Origin of the sequence: Paenibacillus psychroresistens (genome assembly GCF_009728935.1) — a bacterium.
In the GTDB taxonomy this organism is placed as follows: domain Bacteria; phylum Bacillota; class Bacilli; order Paenibacillales; family NBRC-103111; genus Paenibacillus_AC; species Paenibacillus_AC psychroresistens.
On the sequence record NZ_CP034235.1, the window covers coordinates 103,249 to 120,176 of the forward strand.

Below are 16,928 nucleotides of genomic sequence, written 5' to 3' on the forward strand. Positions count from 1 at the left end.
GCATATATAATAACGATAAATTAAGGCCATCCTTCGGGGTGGCTTTTTTATATTTCCAGCCCTTTTTTGGATTTGTGACTAAAGCCCTATAACGAATATCGTAACTTTTTTACTAGTTTAGGAGTCTATTAGTCATAACACTTAAAAGGAGATCAGCTATGAATCTGCAAAAAATCAAGACAACGCAGCCATTATTGAAGAAAATTACAGGGATTTGTATCGCTTCCACCTTGATCGTATCCGCTTTACAACCACTTGGTTTAGGGAATTTGGCACCCTCTATTAACGTAGCTACAGCAGCAACAACACCGAAATTATCCGTCCCGGCTTGGGTGAATATAAAACAGGAGCCTCTTACAGCAGGAGCTTATTTGCGCAATTACGTATGGTCTTCTATACGTGCTAATAAAGAGATTCACACGGATGTGTCTGTCGTAGAAGTAGATTTACAGAATGCCTATGTCCGTTTAGATGTGATGACAGGAGTGAACAATCAGACTACTATAAAAGATAGTGTTCGTGATATGGCAAATTCAACAGGAGCCGTAGCAGGGACGAATGGAGACTTTTTCAATACACAATCTGAAAATGTGCCGATGGGTGCGGATATTGCACAGGGCGTGCTGATGACATCTCCACAGCTGGAGACACCAGGCTATTATAATTTTGCAATTACGGCGGATAATAAGCCGGTCGTTGATATGTTTTCTTTCCAAGGACAGGTTCAAACAGCAGACGGTGCCGTATTCCCGATTAATGGTGTGAACAAATCCTATTATTGGACGGAGTCCCCAACTGTGCACCACAGTCATGATAACTCTATTTTTGTCTATACCAATGCATGGGGAAAGACAGGTCGTGCAGTTGATAGAAATGCCAATTTAAAAGAGGTTTTGGTGCAAAATAATGTTATTCAGCAAATTGCTGATAAAGGTGCGTTGCCGATCATTGCTCCAGTAGATGGTTATATTCTACGGACAGAGGGAACGGCGGCTCAATTTGTAAGAGATCATATGCATGTTGGCGATCCGATTACATCAACCTATGGAATTATTCCGCAAGATCCAACGAAAACCTATGACACTAGTAAATTTAAAATGATGATAGGCGGACAAACGATTTTGGTGGACAATGGCAAGCCTTCTGCATACTCGCGGACAAGCGCTGAAATTGGCGGTTACCGTTCACGCACAGGGATTGGATATTCACAGGATCAGCGATATGCTTATTTGATTACAGCAGAAGCTAGCAATGATAGTGCTGGGGCAAGTATAGCAGAGTTCCAGCAAATTATGGTAGCGGCAGGGGTTTGGAAGGGTATGAATCTTGATGGTGGCGGTTCTACTCAATTGGTGGCTCGTCCTTTGGGATCGACAACGGTCTCTATGGTTAATCAAACTGAGAATAGCTATGAACGTCCCGTTGTAAATGGTGTAGGCGTCTATTCTTCAGCACCAAAAGGCAGTTTGAAGGGCTTAGTTTTTACAGGCTCTAACGCGGTTTTTTTGAATGAGCCTGTGACGTTTACGCTTAAAGGCTACGACGAGTATTATAATCCAATAGAAGTTCCTGCGGATACCAAATGGACAGATGCATCGGGTATAGGTACTTTTGAAGGCAATATATTTAAAGCCAAAAAAACGGGTACGGCGACGGTAAAGGCAACGGTAGGCGGAATTAGTCAAACCTTGAAAGTGCAGGTTATTGGTAGAGAGGATATTGCTAGCTTGAGTCTGGTTCCAGCTACGCCATTCTTAAGTGAGGATGCTACCATCCCATTGACCATTAAGGTTACTACTAAATCGGGAGTATCCCGTACTATTTCTGCGGCAGGATTGCCTATGGAAATCAGTGGGTTTAAAGGAGAAATTAATGGAGATAAGCTTCATGTAACTAGCTTGGATGGAAGTACTATGGGACAGATCGTAGTGCATTATGACGGCTTTAGCAGCATGCTTACTCTACCAATTGGTACTAGCACATTATGGGCTGATTTTGAAAAAGTGAATCCTACATTGTCCTATGAAGCATATCCTGTTGGCGTAACAGGGGCTGTATATAATATCAACAACGAGATTCATCTACAATATGATTTTACCGGTGGCGGAGCAAGCAATAAAGCTTCCTATGCGGTTTTTGGCGATCCTGAGAAAGGTACACCTGTTAAGGGCGAGCCGCAAAAGCTAAGTCTACGATTATATGGAGATAATAGCTTGAATATGCTGCGTACTGAAGCTTTTGATAAGAATGGTAAGCTGCAAAGAATTGATATCGTTAAAAGTATTAATTGGACGGGGTGGAAAACAGTTGAAGTGGACCTAAGCTCGCTCAACCTTGTTTATCCGATCTCCATTCAACACATTTATGTGGCGAGTCCAGCGCTAGGTCAGGATGAACGAGCTACGACAGGCGAAATTTATTTTGATGATGTTATCTTCTCTTATAAAACTGCATTGCCGCAGCTTGCTAAGAATCAGGTGAAGCTGACGATTAATAAAAGAACCATCACGGTTAATGGTACATCTAAAACGATTGACCAAGCTCCGCTAAATATAGACGGAAATACTCTAGTTCCAGTAAGGTTTGTAATCGAGCAGCTAGGTGGAGCTATTAAGTGGGATCCAAAAGAAGAAAAAGTTTCTATCCTGCGGGGCAATCAGTTGATTGATTTCTGGATCGGCAAAAAGGATTTTATTATGAGTGGAACAGCAGCTACCTCTTTAGCAGCCCCACAAATTATTAATGGCCGTACGATGGTGCCGCTTCGTGTATTGTCCGAAAAACTGGGCTGGACGGTTACCTGGAATGATAAAACGAAATCAATAACCTTGGAATAATTTGGTTACTTTTGATATTAGGTCTATATGATCTTTCAATTGTGAACAAATATGATAAAATAGATTACAAAGGTATACGTTTTTAGGGAGGCTCGTTTCAATTGCAGCTGGATTCCATAGATAATATTCTTAAAAATGCTCTTGAAGCGGTAGAAAGCAGCAAGTATCAAATCTTTGAAATATGCGAAACGGCTCGTGGTGAGAGGAATTCACTGTATAGTGAGCTTCAGCGAGTTATGGAGGAAACGACGGAAACGATTGATATTGTCGATAAGCTGGAGCTGGATTACAAACGCTCACGTATTCGCTTAACCGAAGTCAGTCGTGATTTTCGTCGCTTCTCGGAAGATGACATTCGCATTGCATATGAGGCTGCAACTGGCTTTCAGATGCAGTTGACCCTCTTTCGCGAGAAGGAAGAGAACTTGAAGCAACGCAGGGATGACCTGCAGAAGCGTGTCAAGAACGTGGACAAGCAAGTTGAACGTGCGGAAACAGTTGTTTCCCAGATGAACGTAGTTACGGAATATTTAACTGGTGACTTGAATCAAGTTACGCGAATTCTGGAGTCAGCGAAGAATCGTCAGCTGTTGGGTCTGAAGATTGTTCTGGCACAAGAAGAGGAGCGTAAGCGGATCGCTCGTGAGATTCATGATGGGTTGGCACAAACCATGGCTAACGTAGTTCTTAGGTCGGAGATTGCCGAACGAATGCTAGGTATGCAGCAGTACCCCGCTGTGAAGGAAGAGCTCATTGATCTTAAAGGACAGGTACGAGGAAGCTTGGAAGAAGTAAGGAAGATTATTTTTAATCTACGTCCAATGGCGCTTGATGATTTAGGTCTCACGCCAACGCTGCGTAAATATATACAAGATTTTGAAGATAAGACCAAGGTACACACGAAGCTAGATATATTGGGAAGAGAGACTAGATTGCCGTCAGGTATGGAAATAGCGATCTTTCGTTTAGTACAAGAGTCTTTCTCTAATGTTCTTAAGCATTCCAGTGCTACCTCGGTCACTCTAGAAATAACGTTTCAGAAGCAAATGGTCAAAATAATGATTATGGATAATGGAATTGGTTTTGATGTGGATTATACAGAAGCTAGAGCATCTGCTGGCAACCATTTTGGATTAATGGGCATGCGAGAACGCGTGGAACTGCTTGAGGGGCGGATGGATATTGAATCTGCTAAAGGCGAAGGTACACGCGTATCCATGCTTATTCCTATAAGTTCCGAAACACAATAGAGGAGGATCGTATTATGAATGCAGCAATTAATAGCAATCGAGTAGTCAAAGTTGTTCTCGCCGACGATCACCAGCTGTTTCGTGAAGGTGTGAAGCGAATTATTAATATGGAGAACGATATGGAAGTCATCGGTGAGTGTGGTGACGGTATTCAAGTCATTGAGCTGTGTAATGAGTTGAATCCAGATATTGTGCTTATGGACATTAACATGCCCGTTGAGAACGGAGTTGTGGCCACTGAACGAATCCGCGAAATTTTTCCACATATTAAGGTAATTATTCTTTCTATTCATGACGATGAGTCATATGTTTTTGAAACCTTGCGCAAGGGCGCGCTTGGGTACTTGTTGAAAGATATGGAACCAGAATCATTAATAAGCGCAATTCGCTCTGTTGTAATTGGGCATGCTTACATACATCCTAAGGTTACAGGTAAACTGATTAATCAGCTGCGCCGCATGACTTATCTGGACGAAGTGAGCGAAGCCAACCGCGGAGCAGAGGTTAAGGAAGCTGGAGTTAAATTTGTGGATTCACCAACGAATCCGTTAACAAGACGTGAGGCAGAGGTTCTACGTTTAATGGCTGAAGGAAAGAGCAATAAGTCAATTGGTGAGTTCCTATTCATCAGTGAGAAAACAGTAAAAAATCATGTAAGCAGTATTCTACAGAAATTAAATGTGGACGACCGTACCCAAGCAGTAATCAATGCTATTAAAAACGGCTGGGTCACTTTATAAAATAGTAAAAAATAGCAGTATTCATCCTATGAACCCTAGGAACTCTACTTCACTTTTCGGCATATACTGTCGCTAAGAGGAGGGATTCCTTATGGTAATAGGATTGATTTGGATTATGGGGATATATGGGTTATGTGCTTTGCTAGTGCTTGGGTTACATCGATTGCAGCAGAAAAAGCCGATTCATGTGGCTTTGGTTACGCTGAATAACCAAACACAGATTGAGTGGTATCTACGTTCGTTTCTATGGGTATCCGTGCTAAGAGGCCGTTCGATTTACCTAACGGTGTTCGATGCAGGCTCAACGGATGAGACCTTAGCTATCGTTACTAAGCTTGCTTTAGATCGGGATAATATTAAAGTTGAGACTTCTACAGATGGAGTTTCTACTTATATGAATCAGCATGGCGAGGATGCGGTGATCGTACTGCAATTAATGAATCAATCTAAGGAAGCTAGCTGGCTTAAACCACATTTGTAGAGCGCTTACAAAAGATTAAGTTTAATTTGGTCAGAAGGTGGGATGGAATGAAGGCATCGCTTTATGCAATTCGAGTCAATCAAGAGTGGTCCTGGCGAGCATCTTTGAATGATAAAGTGGATCAAGCCTTCTGGTTTCACCATAATGAGGGTAAACCGGAAATTATGCAGCTGTATCCGCTTATTTCATGGGGACAGGCTCTATGGCTGCAGCAATGGATGAATGAATGTTCACAACGATTTAAAGATGTTGATTTAACTGAGGTCAGGTGGGAATTAATAAAAGCACTAAGAGTTGTAAAAGCGAGTCCGGATTTATTGAGAAAGCTGAACTTGAGCTTATGGAATGGACAGCTGTTGGAGCAGACGACTAATAAAGGAAGCTCTTTAGTATGGGTGAAGGCTATGCAAGGAAGGGCGCTGCTTCCTAACGAATGGATTGATTTTCTTAATGAAATGAAGCCTTCACCACAGCCGTTATCCATTACAGAAGGGACGCTTCAATTACAGGAAGCTTATTTAAAAGGACTTATTGAAGTATCGCAAGGTGTTTTTTTTGTGAAGAAACAGTCTTTATGGCGAACTAATTACGAACCTCGCTGTTCTCGATGCGGAAGTGGTTCAGCGCAATTGCGTTGGACTTTTTGTGTTTTCTGTGAGGGGCCATGCCCCTATTGTGAGGAATGCTTGACTATGGGACGAGCTCGATTCTGCACACCGCTGGTTCACGGAGTGAATGTAGTGGAGACTGCTTGGAAAGCTGCACCTATGAAGTCATTGGCGCAATGGAGCTTGAATGCGGCGCAAACTGAGGCGGCAGCAGCGGGGCTGCAATTCCTCGAACAGACAGCTATACAACTGACAGGACATGCGCAGCTTCCAAGAGATATACCGTGTTTTTTAATATGGGCGGTAACAGGAGCGGGTAAAACAGAAATGATTTACCCGTTAATTGAGCATGAGCTTGCACAGGGACGTAAAGTCATGATTGCGACTCCGCGTAAAGACGTTGTACTGGAGCTGCTGCCTCGTATTCAAGCTGCCTTTCCAAAGCAGTCTGTTATAGCTTTATATGGAGGAAGTCGTCAGCGATGGGAGCAAGGGGAAATTACCTTGGCAACCACACATCAATTGCTGCGTTTCTCTCAGGGCTTTGATCTGGTTATTTTAGATGAGTTGGATGCCTTCCCCTACCATAATAACCCGATGCTAGAATTCGCAGCCCAAAAAGCATGCAAGCCAAATGGCCGCTTCATTTATCTATCCGCCACTCCACCACCCAAGCTGCAAAAGAGTGCTAAACGTAATCGCCTCCCACATGTTAGAGTACCCGTACGTTTTCATCAGCATCCGCTGCCAGTACCTAAGGTGCTTTCCATTCCACCATTAAGAAACTGGATTGATAAACGGCAAATACCAGCTAAGCTGCTAAGTAGATTAGAGCAATCGCTGGAGCGTGATGCGCAGTTATTTCTATTTGTCTCGCAAATTCGCAACGTTGAGCCTTTGGTTCTTCTATTAAGAAGTTATTTTCAAGATAAAGAGATTCAAGGAACACATTCCAAGGATGAGGAGCGCAGCGAGAAAGTTATTGAATTTCGCCAAACACGAATCGATTTACTAGTTACAACAACGATTTTGGAAAGGGGTATTACCGTAGCCAAAACAGACGTCTTCGTACTAGATGCAGACGCAGCATTATTTGATGAAGCTTCATTAGTGCAAATGGCAGGTAGAGCAGGCAGGTCTAAAGACGATCCATTTGGAAATGTATATTTTGTCGCATACCAGAGAACCAAAGCTCAAGTAAGCGCAATCAATCAAATCAGCCGTATGAACGGGATAGCCAAGCAGAAGGGTTATTTTAAGCAAAATACATAAGTAGTTCTAAGGTCTTAATCTTCATAAAATAAAAATATAAAAAATTTCAAAAAAAGTGTCAGTTTTTGGACATGATCTGCCGATATATAATTCATTAACAAGAAATTACTTGAAGACTGTGTATTTTTACCTAGATGGCGCGGGTAAGAACAGAGCTAAGGGTAGCTCACACTTTGAAAGGGGTTGTTAAATCGGCACAGTCCGAATAAAATTTACAAAAAATGGTTTGACTTTTGTAGAGCGCTGTCGTATTTTAGGAGAATGAGTAAGTAGACTATCACATAAGGAGTGAAAGACGAATGGGAAAACAATTCAAAGCAACATCGAAAATGACCGCTAAGTTTTTGGTCGTATTAATGGTTTTACAGGCGGTACTTTTTAGTTTAACAGCATTTGGGGCACCAAAAGTACAACCAACTACGTTTGATATTACTGCAGCTTCAGTAAATCTTTTCACAGTTGGTGTAAAAACTAATAAACCAGCGGTAACTTTTTCAACGGCAACAGATGCAACTTATAAGGTAGTTACGTGGTCTTCAGATGCAATTGGAGTAGCTACGGTTGATCCTACAACAGGATTGATAACGGCAGTAGCAGCTGGAACTGCAATAATTAAAGGGACTGTTAAAGACTATCCTCTTTTAACAGATTCAATCACTGTTAAAGTATTTAATTCTTTAACTACCGTAGCATATGATAAAAAGCTTGTTACAATTAAACCGAATGTAACAACTTCTGCTTACAAACCAGTTCTTACCCCTGCTAATGCTTCTGTGACCGGTATCACATATACTAGCAGCAAACCTGGTGTTGCAACTGTGGATCTAAATACAGGCGCAGTAACTACAATTGCCGGTGGAACAACAGTTATCACAGCAACTGTAATGCTCGATGGGTTAGTTGGAGCAGCAGCAAAAAGGACTACAACCTATACTGTGATTGTACCGACTCCAGTAGCTGCAATAAAGTTTGTTAAACCTGCAATTAATTTAAATTACATTGTAAAGAATGGCCTTGCTACAAAGTCAGCACCTGTTGCTTTTACAGTTGTAGGACCTGATGTAACAGTCAATGGCAGAACTACAGCTTCAGTTCCAACTAACAAAGTAGTAACTTGGTCGATTGGAGATCCTACAGTAGCTACAGTTACTGATAAAGGTGTTATAACACCATTAAAAATAGGCGTAACTACAATCACAGCTACATCTGACTACGATTCAACCATTACTAAAACTGTAGCTCTAAATGTTTACGCAAATTTAACGAAAATTACATTAGCTAAAACAACTGTAACAGTTAAGATGGGAACTACAGACGCTGTTGGTGTAACTGTTGATCCAGTTTCCGTAACTAATATTGTTTACTCAGTTGTACCTGTTAAAAATGTAACAGATGTTGTATATGTTAATGCAACTACAGGAGTAATAACACCAATTAAAGTTGGTAAACAATCAATCCTTGTAACAGTAACAGCAGGGGATATTAAGAAAACTGGAGTTATTTCAGTAACTGTACCTAAACCAGTAACTGACATAGTATGGGGATCTAAAAATGTAGCAATAGTGAAAATCGACAAGACGATTAAACTATTAGCTAATGTACTTCCAGCAGATGCTGGAGTTAAAACTTTTAGATTTAAAAGTAGTGCTTATGGAATAGCTTCTGTAAATGGTGCAACTGGCGAAGTGACTGGTATTTCTGCAGGTACTGCAACAATTACAGTAACGAGTGACGACGGCGCTTTTACCAAAACAGTTGATATTGTAGTAAGTTAATATTTTCTAATAAAGATATCTGTCATTAAACCGCCGAAGCACGGGGTAACCCAGCTTCGGCGGTTTTTTGCTATGAATTGGAGGTAAGTGAATGTTTGATTCTATTTTAAAGTTATTCTCACCAAGCAATTCTCAATGTGTATTTTGTCACGCTCAAAAGAAAAATAACAAGGGAATGTTTGGTTTGTGTGATCTATGTACGCAGTCGATTCCATGGATTCGTAGTGTTGAGTGCCAAAAATGCGGACGATATGAGAAATGTTATGATTGCATAAAGCGAAAAGAGGTTTATTTTGAGGTCAATCGAAGTGCTGTTCAATATAGTGATGAAATGCGGGAATGGCTAGCTCGCTATAAATACCGTGGGGATGAAAGCTTACTTCCGTTGCTTATCGAGATGCTGCGATTTCCTTGTGAATCTTTAATACAAGCGCTTAGTAGACCGAAAAAGCAATTTGATTGCATCACCTACATCCCATTAAGCCCGGAAAGGTTGGCTGAAAGAGGCTTTAACCAAGCTGAACAGCTTGCACAGGGTATTGGTAAGCTATATGGCATACCGGTTATACCTCTATTAGTACGAGTGCTACATTCAGGTAAACAAAGCTACAAAACTAGAGGGCAACGGTTAAGTGATTTACAGCATGTTTTTAAGTACAGAGATAATTCTACCCTAGAATTAAAAGGAGACACACCCTTAAACATTATATTGGTCGACGATGTATATACAACAGGAAGTACCTTGAATCAAGCATCATCCAGTATTCGAAAACATCTGAATGCACAGGTCTATGGACTAACATGGGCAAGGTAATCTTTTGTAAATCAAATCTTTGAAACTATACAAAATAAGCCAGAAAGGTTACAATAAATTTGATAGATTTGATCGTGGATGGTACAGGGGGATAACAGAGTGAGTATGAATGTAGCCAATTGCCCGAAGTGTGGCAAAGTATATGTAAAGAACCTTCTGCACGACATTTGTCAGTCTTGTGTTAAAGAGGTTGAATTGCACTGTGAGACTTGTATTAAATATCTAAGAGAACATCGCGGTATCTCACTTGAGGAACTAAGCGATGCTACTGATGTTTCGCAATCTTTAATTATCAAGTTTATGCGAGAGGGCCGCATTTCGATAATGGGCAATCGTAATATTTTTTATCCGTGCGAGGTTTGCGGGCAAGGAATTCGTGAGAGGAATATGTGTGATTCTTGCAGACAGAAGCTCAAGAAGGATGTTCGGAATACAATGGAGGATCATCGTCGTATAGAAGAACAAAAAAGAGTAGAAAATAAAGTTACATATAAGATCAGTGATCGCCTAAACGATCGTCCAAAATAAAATATAAAGTTTACAACGACTTATGCCGATAATACTAATATAGTATATCGGTATTTTTATTTTTATAGAATGACTAAGAGGTGAGCTAAATGAAAATTAATGATACACAACGAATTGCAGCGGCCAATACTTATCGTAAGTCGAATGAGGATAGAGTTATTCAAACAGAAGGTAAGAAACAGAAGAAGAAAGATGAAGTGAATATATCCTCTGAAGCCAAAGAGTTACAAGGTGCTTCTGGGGCTAAACAGCAGGTTGAAGATTTAAAGCAATCCTATCAAACGGGTACGTATCATGTTGAAGCTAGTAAGATTGCAGAGAAACTGCTGCCGTATCTATAGAGTCTCAACAGAAAAGTAGGTGACTGAATTGTCTGTACAAGGATTATTACAAACCATGAGCAAGTTGATTCAGGTGCACATCTCATTGTTAGAGCTGGCTGAACAGAAAACTAATATTCTCGTCCATAACCAAGTGGATAAACTTAACCAAATTGTCAACAAAGAGACCAGTTCTATGAAGCAAATTACAATATTAGATCTTCAGCGAATAGAAGATATAAGTGCGCTTCTTCTAGAAAGAGGATACAAGCCTAATCCGAAAATTACAGTCGGTGATATAATAAAGCTCGTTGTTAAAGCAGAAGACAAGAAATTATTGTCGGATGCGCAGAAGCAGCTGCTTGGAACTATTGATCAACTACGCGAAAAGAATCAATTGAACCAAAAACTAATTGAGCATTCCCTTGCTTTCATCGAGTACTCTATGGATCTTGTCTTGGGTCCCCCCGACGACGGAGTCACCTATCAGAATCCCTCGCATCAACAGCAAGGCTTGAAACGAAACGGAATGTTTGACTCGAGGGCTTAAGCAGTTCGTTAGATAGTAGAAGGAGTGAACATATGAGATCCACATTTACTGGGATTGAGATTGCTAAACGCAGCTTGTTCACGCAACAAGCCGCATTACAAACCACAGGGCATAATATTGCTAATGCAAATACCCGTGGATATACAAGGCAAGTCGTGAATATGGTCGCAGCAAAGCCTCTCGAGGCAGTAGGGTTGATGAGAAGTACAGTACCTGGACAGATGGGTCAGGGCGTTGAGTTTGATCATATAGATCGGATTCGTGAGAAGTTTTTGGATAACCAATTTCAGAATGAAAATAAAAATCTCGGAGATTGGGAAATTAGAAGAGATACTCTAGATAAATTAGAAGCTATTGTAGCGGAACCTTCAGATACGGGAATTCGCCAAGTTATTGAAGGCTTTTGGAATTCATGGCAGGAGCTTTCTAAATCACCAGAAAACTTAACGGCGCGAGTTTTAGTTAAAGAAAGAGCTTTAGCTTTAACCGATGCCTTTAATCATACTGGCAAGCAGCTAGATGATTTGTCTAAGGATCTAACTGAGAATATTGAAGTAAAGGTCAATCAAAGTAATTCTTATGCAGGTCAAATTGCAAAACTGAACAACGAGATCTTTCGTGTAGAAGGTTTGGGCGATAATGCTAATGACCTGAGAGATCAACGAGATTTACTTGTAGATGATTTATCAAAGATAATTAATGTAACGGTTACTGAAGATCCTTCCGGATATAATGTAAAAATGGGTACGATTGAACTTGTGAACGGTAAAGATGTTACTTCTACCTTAACATCCGCTATTTTTAATGCTAGCTTTGCTGATGGTAATTTAGATAGTGGTGAAGTTCACGGGATGATACAGTCGAGAGATGTTAATGTCGCGAATTTTAAATTTCAATTGGATAGTATGATGAAAGTTATCGCAACAGGAGATATAAACGTTACTCTGCCTAAGGGGACTGTTATCCCTGAGGGAACTTCATTCGACGGGATTACAACTTATACAGGTTCAGTTGAAGATCGGACCATAACTTCTCCAATGGAAGTTACTGTTGCAGGCATTAATGGTTTACATTCTCTGGGCTATTCAGGAATTGGCGGAGTTGTAAAAACAGGAGTTCCTTTCTTTACGTTGAAGCCTGGCAGTACCGAATTTAATGCTACTAGCGTCACAGTAAATCAGGATATATTGGATAATGTGGCTAACATATCTACCTCTACTCGTACTTTCATGGATTCAGATGGTGTTGAAAAAGTAGTTAAAGGGAATAACGATATGGCCCTGTTAGTATCTGCTGTCCGAAATCAGAAGGTTAATTTTGAACCAAGCCCTTCAGGAAACCCAATATTGACAGATGGTACTTTTGATGAATTTTACCGCTCTTTAGTTGGCGAACTAGGTGTACAGTCACAAGAAGCCACAAGGCAAGCGACGAATCAAAAGGTACTAGTTGACCAAGTTGATTCTAACAGACAATCAGTAAGTGGTGTTTCCCTGGATGAAGAAATGGCGAATATGATTAAATACCAGCATGCATATAATGCTGCAGCAAGATCGCTTACTACATTTGATGAAATGCTAGATAAAGTTATCAATAGTATGGGAGTTGTGGGTAGATAATTATTATTACTCTACGTACAACTGCATTACAGATATGGGGAGGTAAACAATGGGCACTCGCATAACACAGAATATGATGAATACACAATTGATGCGTAACTTGAATAGCAATATGCGTCGAATGGATAACAGCCAGAACCAATTGGCAACGGGACGTAGAATTAATAAACCTTCCGATGATCCGGTTGGAATTGCATTTGCACTGCGTTATCGGAGTGAAATTGCAGCCAATGATCAGTATGAATCCAATGCAAATGCAGCAGTTTCTTGGATGGATTATACAGATGTTACAATGAATCAAGCAGGAAGTGTACTACAGCGGGTTCGCGAGTTAACGGTAGAAGCTGCTAATGGGACTAACTCACCAGAATCGCTTCAAGCCATTAAAAGCGAAGTAACTCAACTTACAGAACAAATGGTTACTATAGGGAATAGTGAATTTAATGGTAAACAAATTTTTAATGGTCAGCTAACGGATAAGAGACCTTATACTCTCGAAAATGCAGAGAATGAAGAGACTGATCAATCGAATATTAATTTTGAATTAGGTGCTGGTGTCAAGATTGCTATCAGTGTAAACGGTGATCAAGTTTTTGGCAAGGCAGGCGATGAAGATAATTTATTTAAGGTTTTGAAGGACATTCAGAAATCGATGGATGCAAATGACATGAAAGCTTTAACGGATGGTATTGGACGTTTAGATAAAAGAATGGATGCCTTTCTTGAAACACGTGCTGATATCGGTGCCAAAACCAATCGAATTGAAATGATTCAGGACCGCCTCAAGGACATTGGAATTAACTTAACAACATTGCAATCGAAAACAGAGGATGCTGATGTAGCGGCAGTTATAACAAGCTTAAAAACCGATGAGAATGTTTATAATTCATCCTTAGATGTTGGTGCTAAATTGATTAAGCCTAGTTTAATTGACTTTTTAAGGTAGTTTATAAGCCGATTAAAGGAGGGAATATATGCCAATTCCCCAAATTCACTTTTCACAACAACCAGCTAGACTTGGAATTGATGCTGATCTAGGCAAGCAAGATATTAAGCAACCAAGACCTGTATACGAAATGACAACTGATCGCCCTAAAGTTGAACTACATTCTCCAAATGGTGAGTTATTCATTGATTCAAGCCGGGCTTGGGATGCTATGGGCCTTGGTGGGCATCTGGAATCCATGCAAAAAATCTATACTAACTCAAAGCAAGTGGCGATTGATGGAGTAACTAGGAGAGTTCTAGAGGGTAATCGGATGGCAGCTATCCAAAACCATGAGAATGTAATTAAAGAGCTCGCCAAGAATCCACCTCAGAATAATGGGCTTGATACAGTAGGGGAAGCCTCTTATTTAAATGTCAAGGAACAGTACATCGCTCATCCAGTAGAAGTAAGCTATACAGCGGGTAAAGTGAACATTAAGACTCAACCTAGCCCCCCTCAAATTGAATACAATAGAGGAAAGCTTGAGATCTACATGGCAAAATGGCCATCCATTGAATTTACACCTCCTGCAATTGATTTGAAATTATAAAGCTGTATAATCAAGCTATAGCTAGCTGATATACAGCTTTTTATTATGAGGAATGGAGTTGGAATGATAGATGATTGTTAATACACAGAGCTTTGGTGAGCTTGATATCGATCCAAAGGATGTATATGAGTTTACTAGCGGTATTCCAGGCTTTGAAGATAATCAACGTTATATTATTGTACAGCCCGATCCAGAGATGCAATTTTGTTATATTCAATCAATTGAAGTAAGCAGCTTAGCGTTTCTCGTTTGCAATCCATTTTTATTCTATGCAGATTATGATTTTCAGCTCTCTGATGCTTGTCAACAGGAACTAAATATAGAAAACGAAGCGGATGTTGCCGTATGGACAGTAGTCACAATTGACAGACAGAACAACGAAGTTACTTTAAACTTACTAGCCCCCATAGTCGTTAATGTGCGTGATAAACGCGGCAAGCAAATCATTCTCCACGACTCGGATTATGAGACTAAACACAAGCTGTCCTTACCGAACTCAGAACAAGCAGCTGCAACTGAGGAGGGTTTATAATGCTAGTACTAACCCGCAAAAAGAGTGAATCCATTATGATCGGTGACAATATTGAATTAGTCATAGTAGCCATAGAGGGTGATTTAGTACGTATTGGCATAAAGGCTCCTAAGGAAGTCGAAATATTTCGTAAAGAAGTATATCGTTCCATTCAGTTAGCTAATCGGGAAGCTGCGGAGAATATCCTAACTATGGATGAAATATCCAAATACCTTAAAAAACCTGAATAAACACAATTTATTTTCAAATATTTCTAAATTGCTATTCATTTTTATAATGCGAAGTACGATAAATAGGATAATGGTCTTTTTAATAGGACGGCCGGCCTATGAATAAACCACAAGTATCCACATGGATGTGGAATAACCCAACTTCAAGGAGGAAGAAAAATGAGAATTAATCATAACGTAGCAGCACTTAACACACACCGTCAATTAACAGGTAACACTGCAGCAGCTAACAAATCTTTGGAAAAACTATCTTCAGGTCTTCGTATTAACCGTGCTGGTGATGATGCAGCTGGTCTAGCGATCTCCGAAAAAATGAGAGCGCAAGTACGCGGTCTTGATATGGCTTCCAAGAATGCTCAAGATGGTATTTCCTTGATCCAAACAGCTGAAGGTGCATTGAACGAAACTCATTCAATTCTTCAACGTGTTCGTGAACTTGCCGATCAATCAGCGAATGGTACGAACACTGCTGATGACCGTGCAGCTCTACAAGAAGAAGTAAAGCAATTGAAAGACGAAATAGACCGTATTGGTAACAGCACTGAATTCAATACACAAAAATTGTTGAATGGTAATCTGAAGTCATCTGTTGGTGGGGCTACAGGCGCTAATAGCACAACTGGATCGATTGTTGCAAAATTAACTGGTGGTACTCTTAGTGGTAGTGCAGCAATGTCAGGCGCAATTACTAATACTGATTACTCAGGAATAGTTGAATCAATTAACGTTGATGGATTGGATGTCCAAGTAGATTGGTCATCGATGACAACTGCTGAGAAGAATACTCTTACAGGAGTTAACGGAACTGTAGCAACCCAAAATGCTGCTAAAGACTTGGTTATTTCTAAAATTAATGAAGCTATCGATAAAATCGGTAACAACACAGCTCATGTTACAGGTTATGTAAATGGCAGTGGTGTGCTTGTAATTGAAAGTGGAAGTAAAGGTAAAGATTCACATATCACTGCTGGTTCAGGTGGGGTTCTTGCGAAATTTGTAGGCGCTGGCGCTAGTGGTACAGTAGGGACTACGAACTATAATGGTTCAGTTATCGCTGCTACACAATCAGGCGACATGACTATTGGAAACATCAACTTGCGTCTTGACGTACCAGCAATGTCAGGTGCCGTTTCAATGGCTTCAGGCGCAGCTGCGTTGCAATCAGGAATTAACGCTTCAATCAGTGGTTACAACACTACAAACAACTTTACGGCTGGACAAGCTGGATTTATTGAAAAAGTTTCTGTAACAGTAAGTCAAGATGGTAGATTCCAAGTAGCTAGCCCAACTGGTCCTATTTCCTTCTCAGACCGCGCTGGTAATACAGGTCTTTCTGATCTTGGTTTGTCTCAAGCACAAACTGAAGCAGCTGGCGGCGGCGGCGTAGTATTCCAAATTGGTGCTAACCGTGGTCAAACTATTGGTTTTGGTATCGGTGATATGCGTACAGCTGCTCTAGGATTAGCTACTGTAGATGTTTCAACTGCATCATCTGCTTCTAAAGCACTTGATACTCTTGACTCTGCTATTAAAAATGTTTCCTCACAACGTTCCAAAATGGGAGCTGTTCAAAACCGTTTGGAGCACACAATCAACAACTTGAACACAGCTTCTGAGAACTTGACTGCAGCTGAATCCCGTATCCGTGATGTTGATATGGCGAAAGAAATGATGGAGTTCACTAAATCCAACATTCTTTCTCAAGCAGCTCAATCCATGTTGGCTCAAGCTAATCAACAACCACAAGGCGTATTGCAATTGTTAAGATAAGATTGTTTATATGCTTTATCGAAAGAAACCTCGTTTTTCGGAGAGCACTGCAAAAAGCACGTAT

General features: G+C 40.5%; 16 protein-coding genes. All 16 read left to right on the forward strand.

Features of this window, described 5'->3' with window-relative positions:
• Positions 1–158 precede the first annotated feature (158 nt).
• The 16 genes from EHS13_RS00495 to EHS13_RS37325 all read left to right on the forward strand — a co-directional run bounded on the left by EHS13_RS00495 (position 159) and on the right by EHS13_RS37325 (position 16,864).
• Positions 159–2,837: a stalk domain-containing protein gene (locus EHS13_RS00495; RefSeq protein WP_155698351.1), complete on the forward strand. Its 2,679-nt coding sequence runs from the start codon at positions 159–161 to the stop codon at positions 2,835–2,837.
• A gap of 101 nt (positions 2,838–2,938) precedes the next feature.
• A complete protein-coding gene (locus EHS13_RS00500; RefSeq protein WP_193571471.1) occupies positions 2,939–4,087 on the forward strand; it encodes a sensor histidine kinase in 1,149 nt (382 codons plus the stop codon).
• 14 nt (positions 4,088–4,101) lie between these two features.
• Positions 4,102–4,827: a response regulator gene (locus EHS13_RS00505; RefSeq protein ID WP_155698353.1), complete on the forward strand. Its 726-nt coding sequence runs from the start codon at positions 4,102–4,104 to the stop codon at positions 4,825–4,827.
• A gap of 91 nt (positions 4,828–4,918) precedes the next feature.
• The gene (locus tag EHS13_RS00510) at positions 4,919–5,308 is read left to right on the forward strand and encodes a glycosyltransferase family protein (protein ID WP_155698354.1); all 390 of its coding nucleotides are present in this window, start codon (positions 4,919–4,921) and stop codon (positions 5,306–5,308) included.
• A gap of 47 nt (positions 5,309–5,355) precedes the next feature.
• Entirely contained in the window at positions 5,356–7,188 is a 1,833-nt protein-coding gene (locus tag EHS13_RS00515; RefSeq protein ID WP_227013734.1) for an ATP-dependent helicase ComFA, read from the forward strand.
• A 299-nt stretch (positions 7,189–7,487) separates the two neighbouring features.
• Positions 7,488–8,963, forward strand: coding sequence for an Ig-like domain-containing protein (locus EHS13_RS00520; RefSeq protein WP_155698356.1), 1,476 nt, complete (start codon positions 7,488–7,490; stop codon positions 8,961–8,963).
• Between the two features lie 91 nt (positions 8,964–9,054).
• Positions 9,055–9,777: a ComF family protein gene (locus EHS13_RS00525; protein ID WP_155698358.1), complete on the forward strand. Its 723-nt coding sequence runs from the start codon at positions 9,055–9,057 to the stop codon at positions 9,775–9,777.
• Between the two features lie 105 nt (positions 9,778–9,882).
• Complete coding sequence (locus EHS13_RS00530) at positions 9,883–10,305, forward strand: helix-turn-helix domain-containing protein (RefSeq protein WP_227013984.1); 423 nt, start codon at positions 9,883–9,885, stop codon at positions 10,303–10,305.
• An 89-nt stretch (positions 10,306–10,394) separates the two neighbouring features.
• Complete coding sequence (locus EHS13_RS00535) at positions 10,395–10,646, forward strand: flagellar biosynthesis anti-sigma factor FlgM (RefSeq protein WP_155698362.1); 252 nt, start codon at positions 10,395–10,397, stop codon at positions 10,644–10,646.
• A gap of 19 nt (positions 10,647–10,665) precedes the next feature.
• Positions 10,666–11,175: a flagellar protein FlgN gene (locus EHS13_RS00540; RefSeq protein WP_227013735.1), complete on the forward strand. Its 510-nt coding sequence runs from the start codon at positions 10,666–10,668 to the stop codon at positions 11,173–11,175.
• A 32-nt stretch (positions 11,176–11,207) separates the two neighbouring features.
• Positions 11,208–12,794: a flagellar hook-associated protein FlgK gene (flgK, locus tag EHS13_RS00545; RefSeq protein WP_155698365.1), complete on the forward strand. Its 1,587-nt coding sequence runs from the start codon at positions 11,208–11,210 to the stop codon at positions 12,792–12,794.
• A 49-nt stretch (positions 12,795–12,843) separates the two neighbouring features.
• On the forward strand, positions 12,844–13,740 hold the full coding sequence (gene flgL, locus EHS13_RS00550) for a flagellar hook-associated protein FlgL (RefSeq protein WP_155698367.1): 897 nt from the start codon (positions 12,844–12,846) through the stop codon (positions 13,738–13,740).
• A gap of 28 nt (positions 13,741–13,768) precedes the next feature.
• Complete coding sequence (locus EHS13_RS00555) at positions 13,769–14,332, forward strand: DUF6470 family protein (protein ID WP_155698369.1); 564 nt, start codon at positions 13,769–13,771, stop codon at positions 14,330–14,332.
• A gap of 70 nt (positions 14,333–14,402) precedes the next feature.
• On the forward strand, positions 14,403–14,864 hold the full coding sequence (gene fliW, locus EHS13_RS00560) for a flagellar assembly protein FliW (RefSeq protein WP_155698371.1): 462 nt from the start codon (positions 14,403–14,405) through the stop codon (positions 14,862–14,864).
• Complete coding sequence (csrA, locus tag EHS13_RS00565) at positions 14,864–15,094, forward strand: carbon storage regulator CsrA (RefSeq protein WP_155698373.1); 231 nt, start codon at positions 14,864–14,866, stop codon at positions 15,092–15,094. The genes fliW and csrA overlap by 1 nt, the downstream gene beginning before the upstream one ends.
• A 159-nt stretch (positions 15,095–15,253) precedes the next feature.
• On the forward strand, positions 15,254–16,864 hold the full coding sequence (locus EHS13_RS37325) for a flagellin N-terminal helical domain-containing protein (protein ID WP_155698374.1): 1,611 nt from the start codon (positions 15,254–15,256) through the stop codon (positions 16,862–16,864).
• The last annotated feature ends 64 nt before the right edge of the window (positions 16,865–16,928 follow it).

Coding starts and splice junctions, on each gene's coding strand:
- EHS13_RS00495 (WP_155698351.1), top strand. CDS start 159: ATGAATCTGCAAAAAATCAAGACAACGCAGCCATTATTGAAGAAAATT.
- EHS13_RS00505 (WP_155698353.1), top strand. CDS start 4,102: ATGAATGCAGCAATTAATAGCAATCGAGTAGTCAAAGTTGTTCTCGCC.
- EHS13_RS00510 (WP_155698354.1), top strand. CDS start 4,919: ATGGTAATAGGATTGATTTGGATTATGGGGATATATGGGTTATGTGCT.
- EHS13_RS00515 (WP_227013734.1), top strand. CDS start 5,356: ATGAAGGCATCGCTTTATGCAATTCGAGTCAATCAAGAGTGGTCCTGG.
- EHS13_RS00520 (WP_155698356.1), top strand. CDS start 7,488: ATGGGAAAACAATTCAAAGCAACATCGAAAATGACCGCTAAGTTTTTG.
- EHS13_RS00525 (WP_155698358.1), top strand. CDS start 9,055: ATGTTTGATTCTATTTTAAAGTTATTCTCACCAAGCAATTCTCAATGT.
- EHS13_RS00530 (WP_227013984.1), top strand. CDS start 9,883: ATGAATGTAGCCAATTGCCCGAAGTGTGGCAAAGTATATGTAAAGAAC.
- EHS13_RS00535 (WP_155698362.1), top strand. CDS start 10,395: ATGAAAATTAATGATACACAACGAATTGCAGCGGCCAATACTTATCGT.
- flgK (WP_155698365.1), top strand. CDS start 11,208: ATGAGATCCACATTTACTGGGATTGAGATTGCTAAACGCAGCTTGTTC.
- flgL (WP_155698367.1), top strand. CDS start 12,844: ATGGGCACTCGCATAACACAGAATATGATGAATACACAATTGATGCGT.
- EHS13_RS00555 (WP_155698369.1), top strand. CDS start 13,769: ATGCCAATTCCCCAAATTCACTTTTCACAACAACCAGCTAGACTTGGA.
- fliW (WP_155698371.1), top strand. CDS start 14,403: ATGATTGTTAATACACAGAGCTTTGGTGAGCTTGATATCGATCCAAAG.
- csrA (WP_155698373.1), top strand. CDS start 14,864: ATGCTAGTACTAACCCGCAAAAAGAGTGAATCCATTATGATCGGTGAC.
- EHS13_RS37325 (WP_155698374.1), top strand. CDS start 15,254: ATGAGAATTAATCATAACGTAGCAGCACTTAACACACACCGTCAATTA.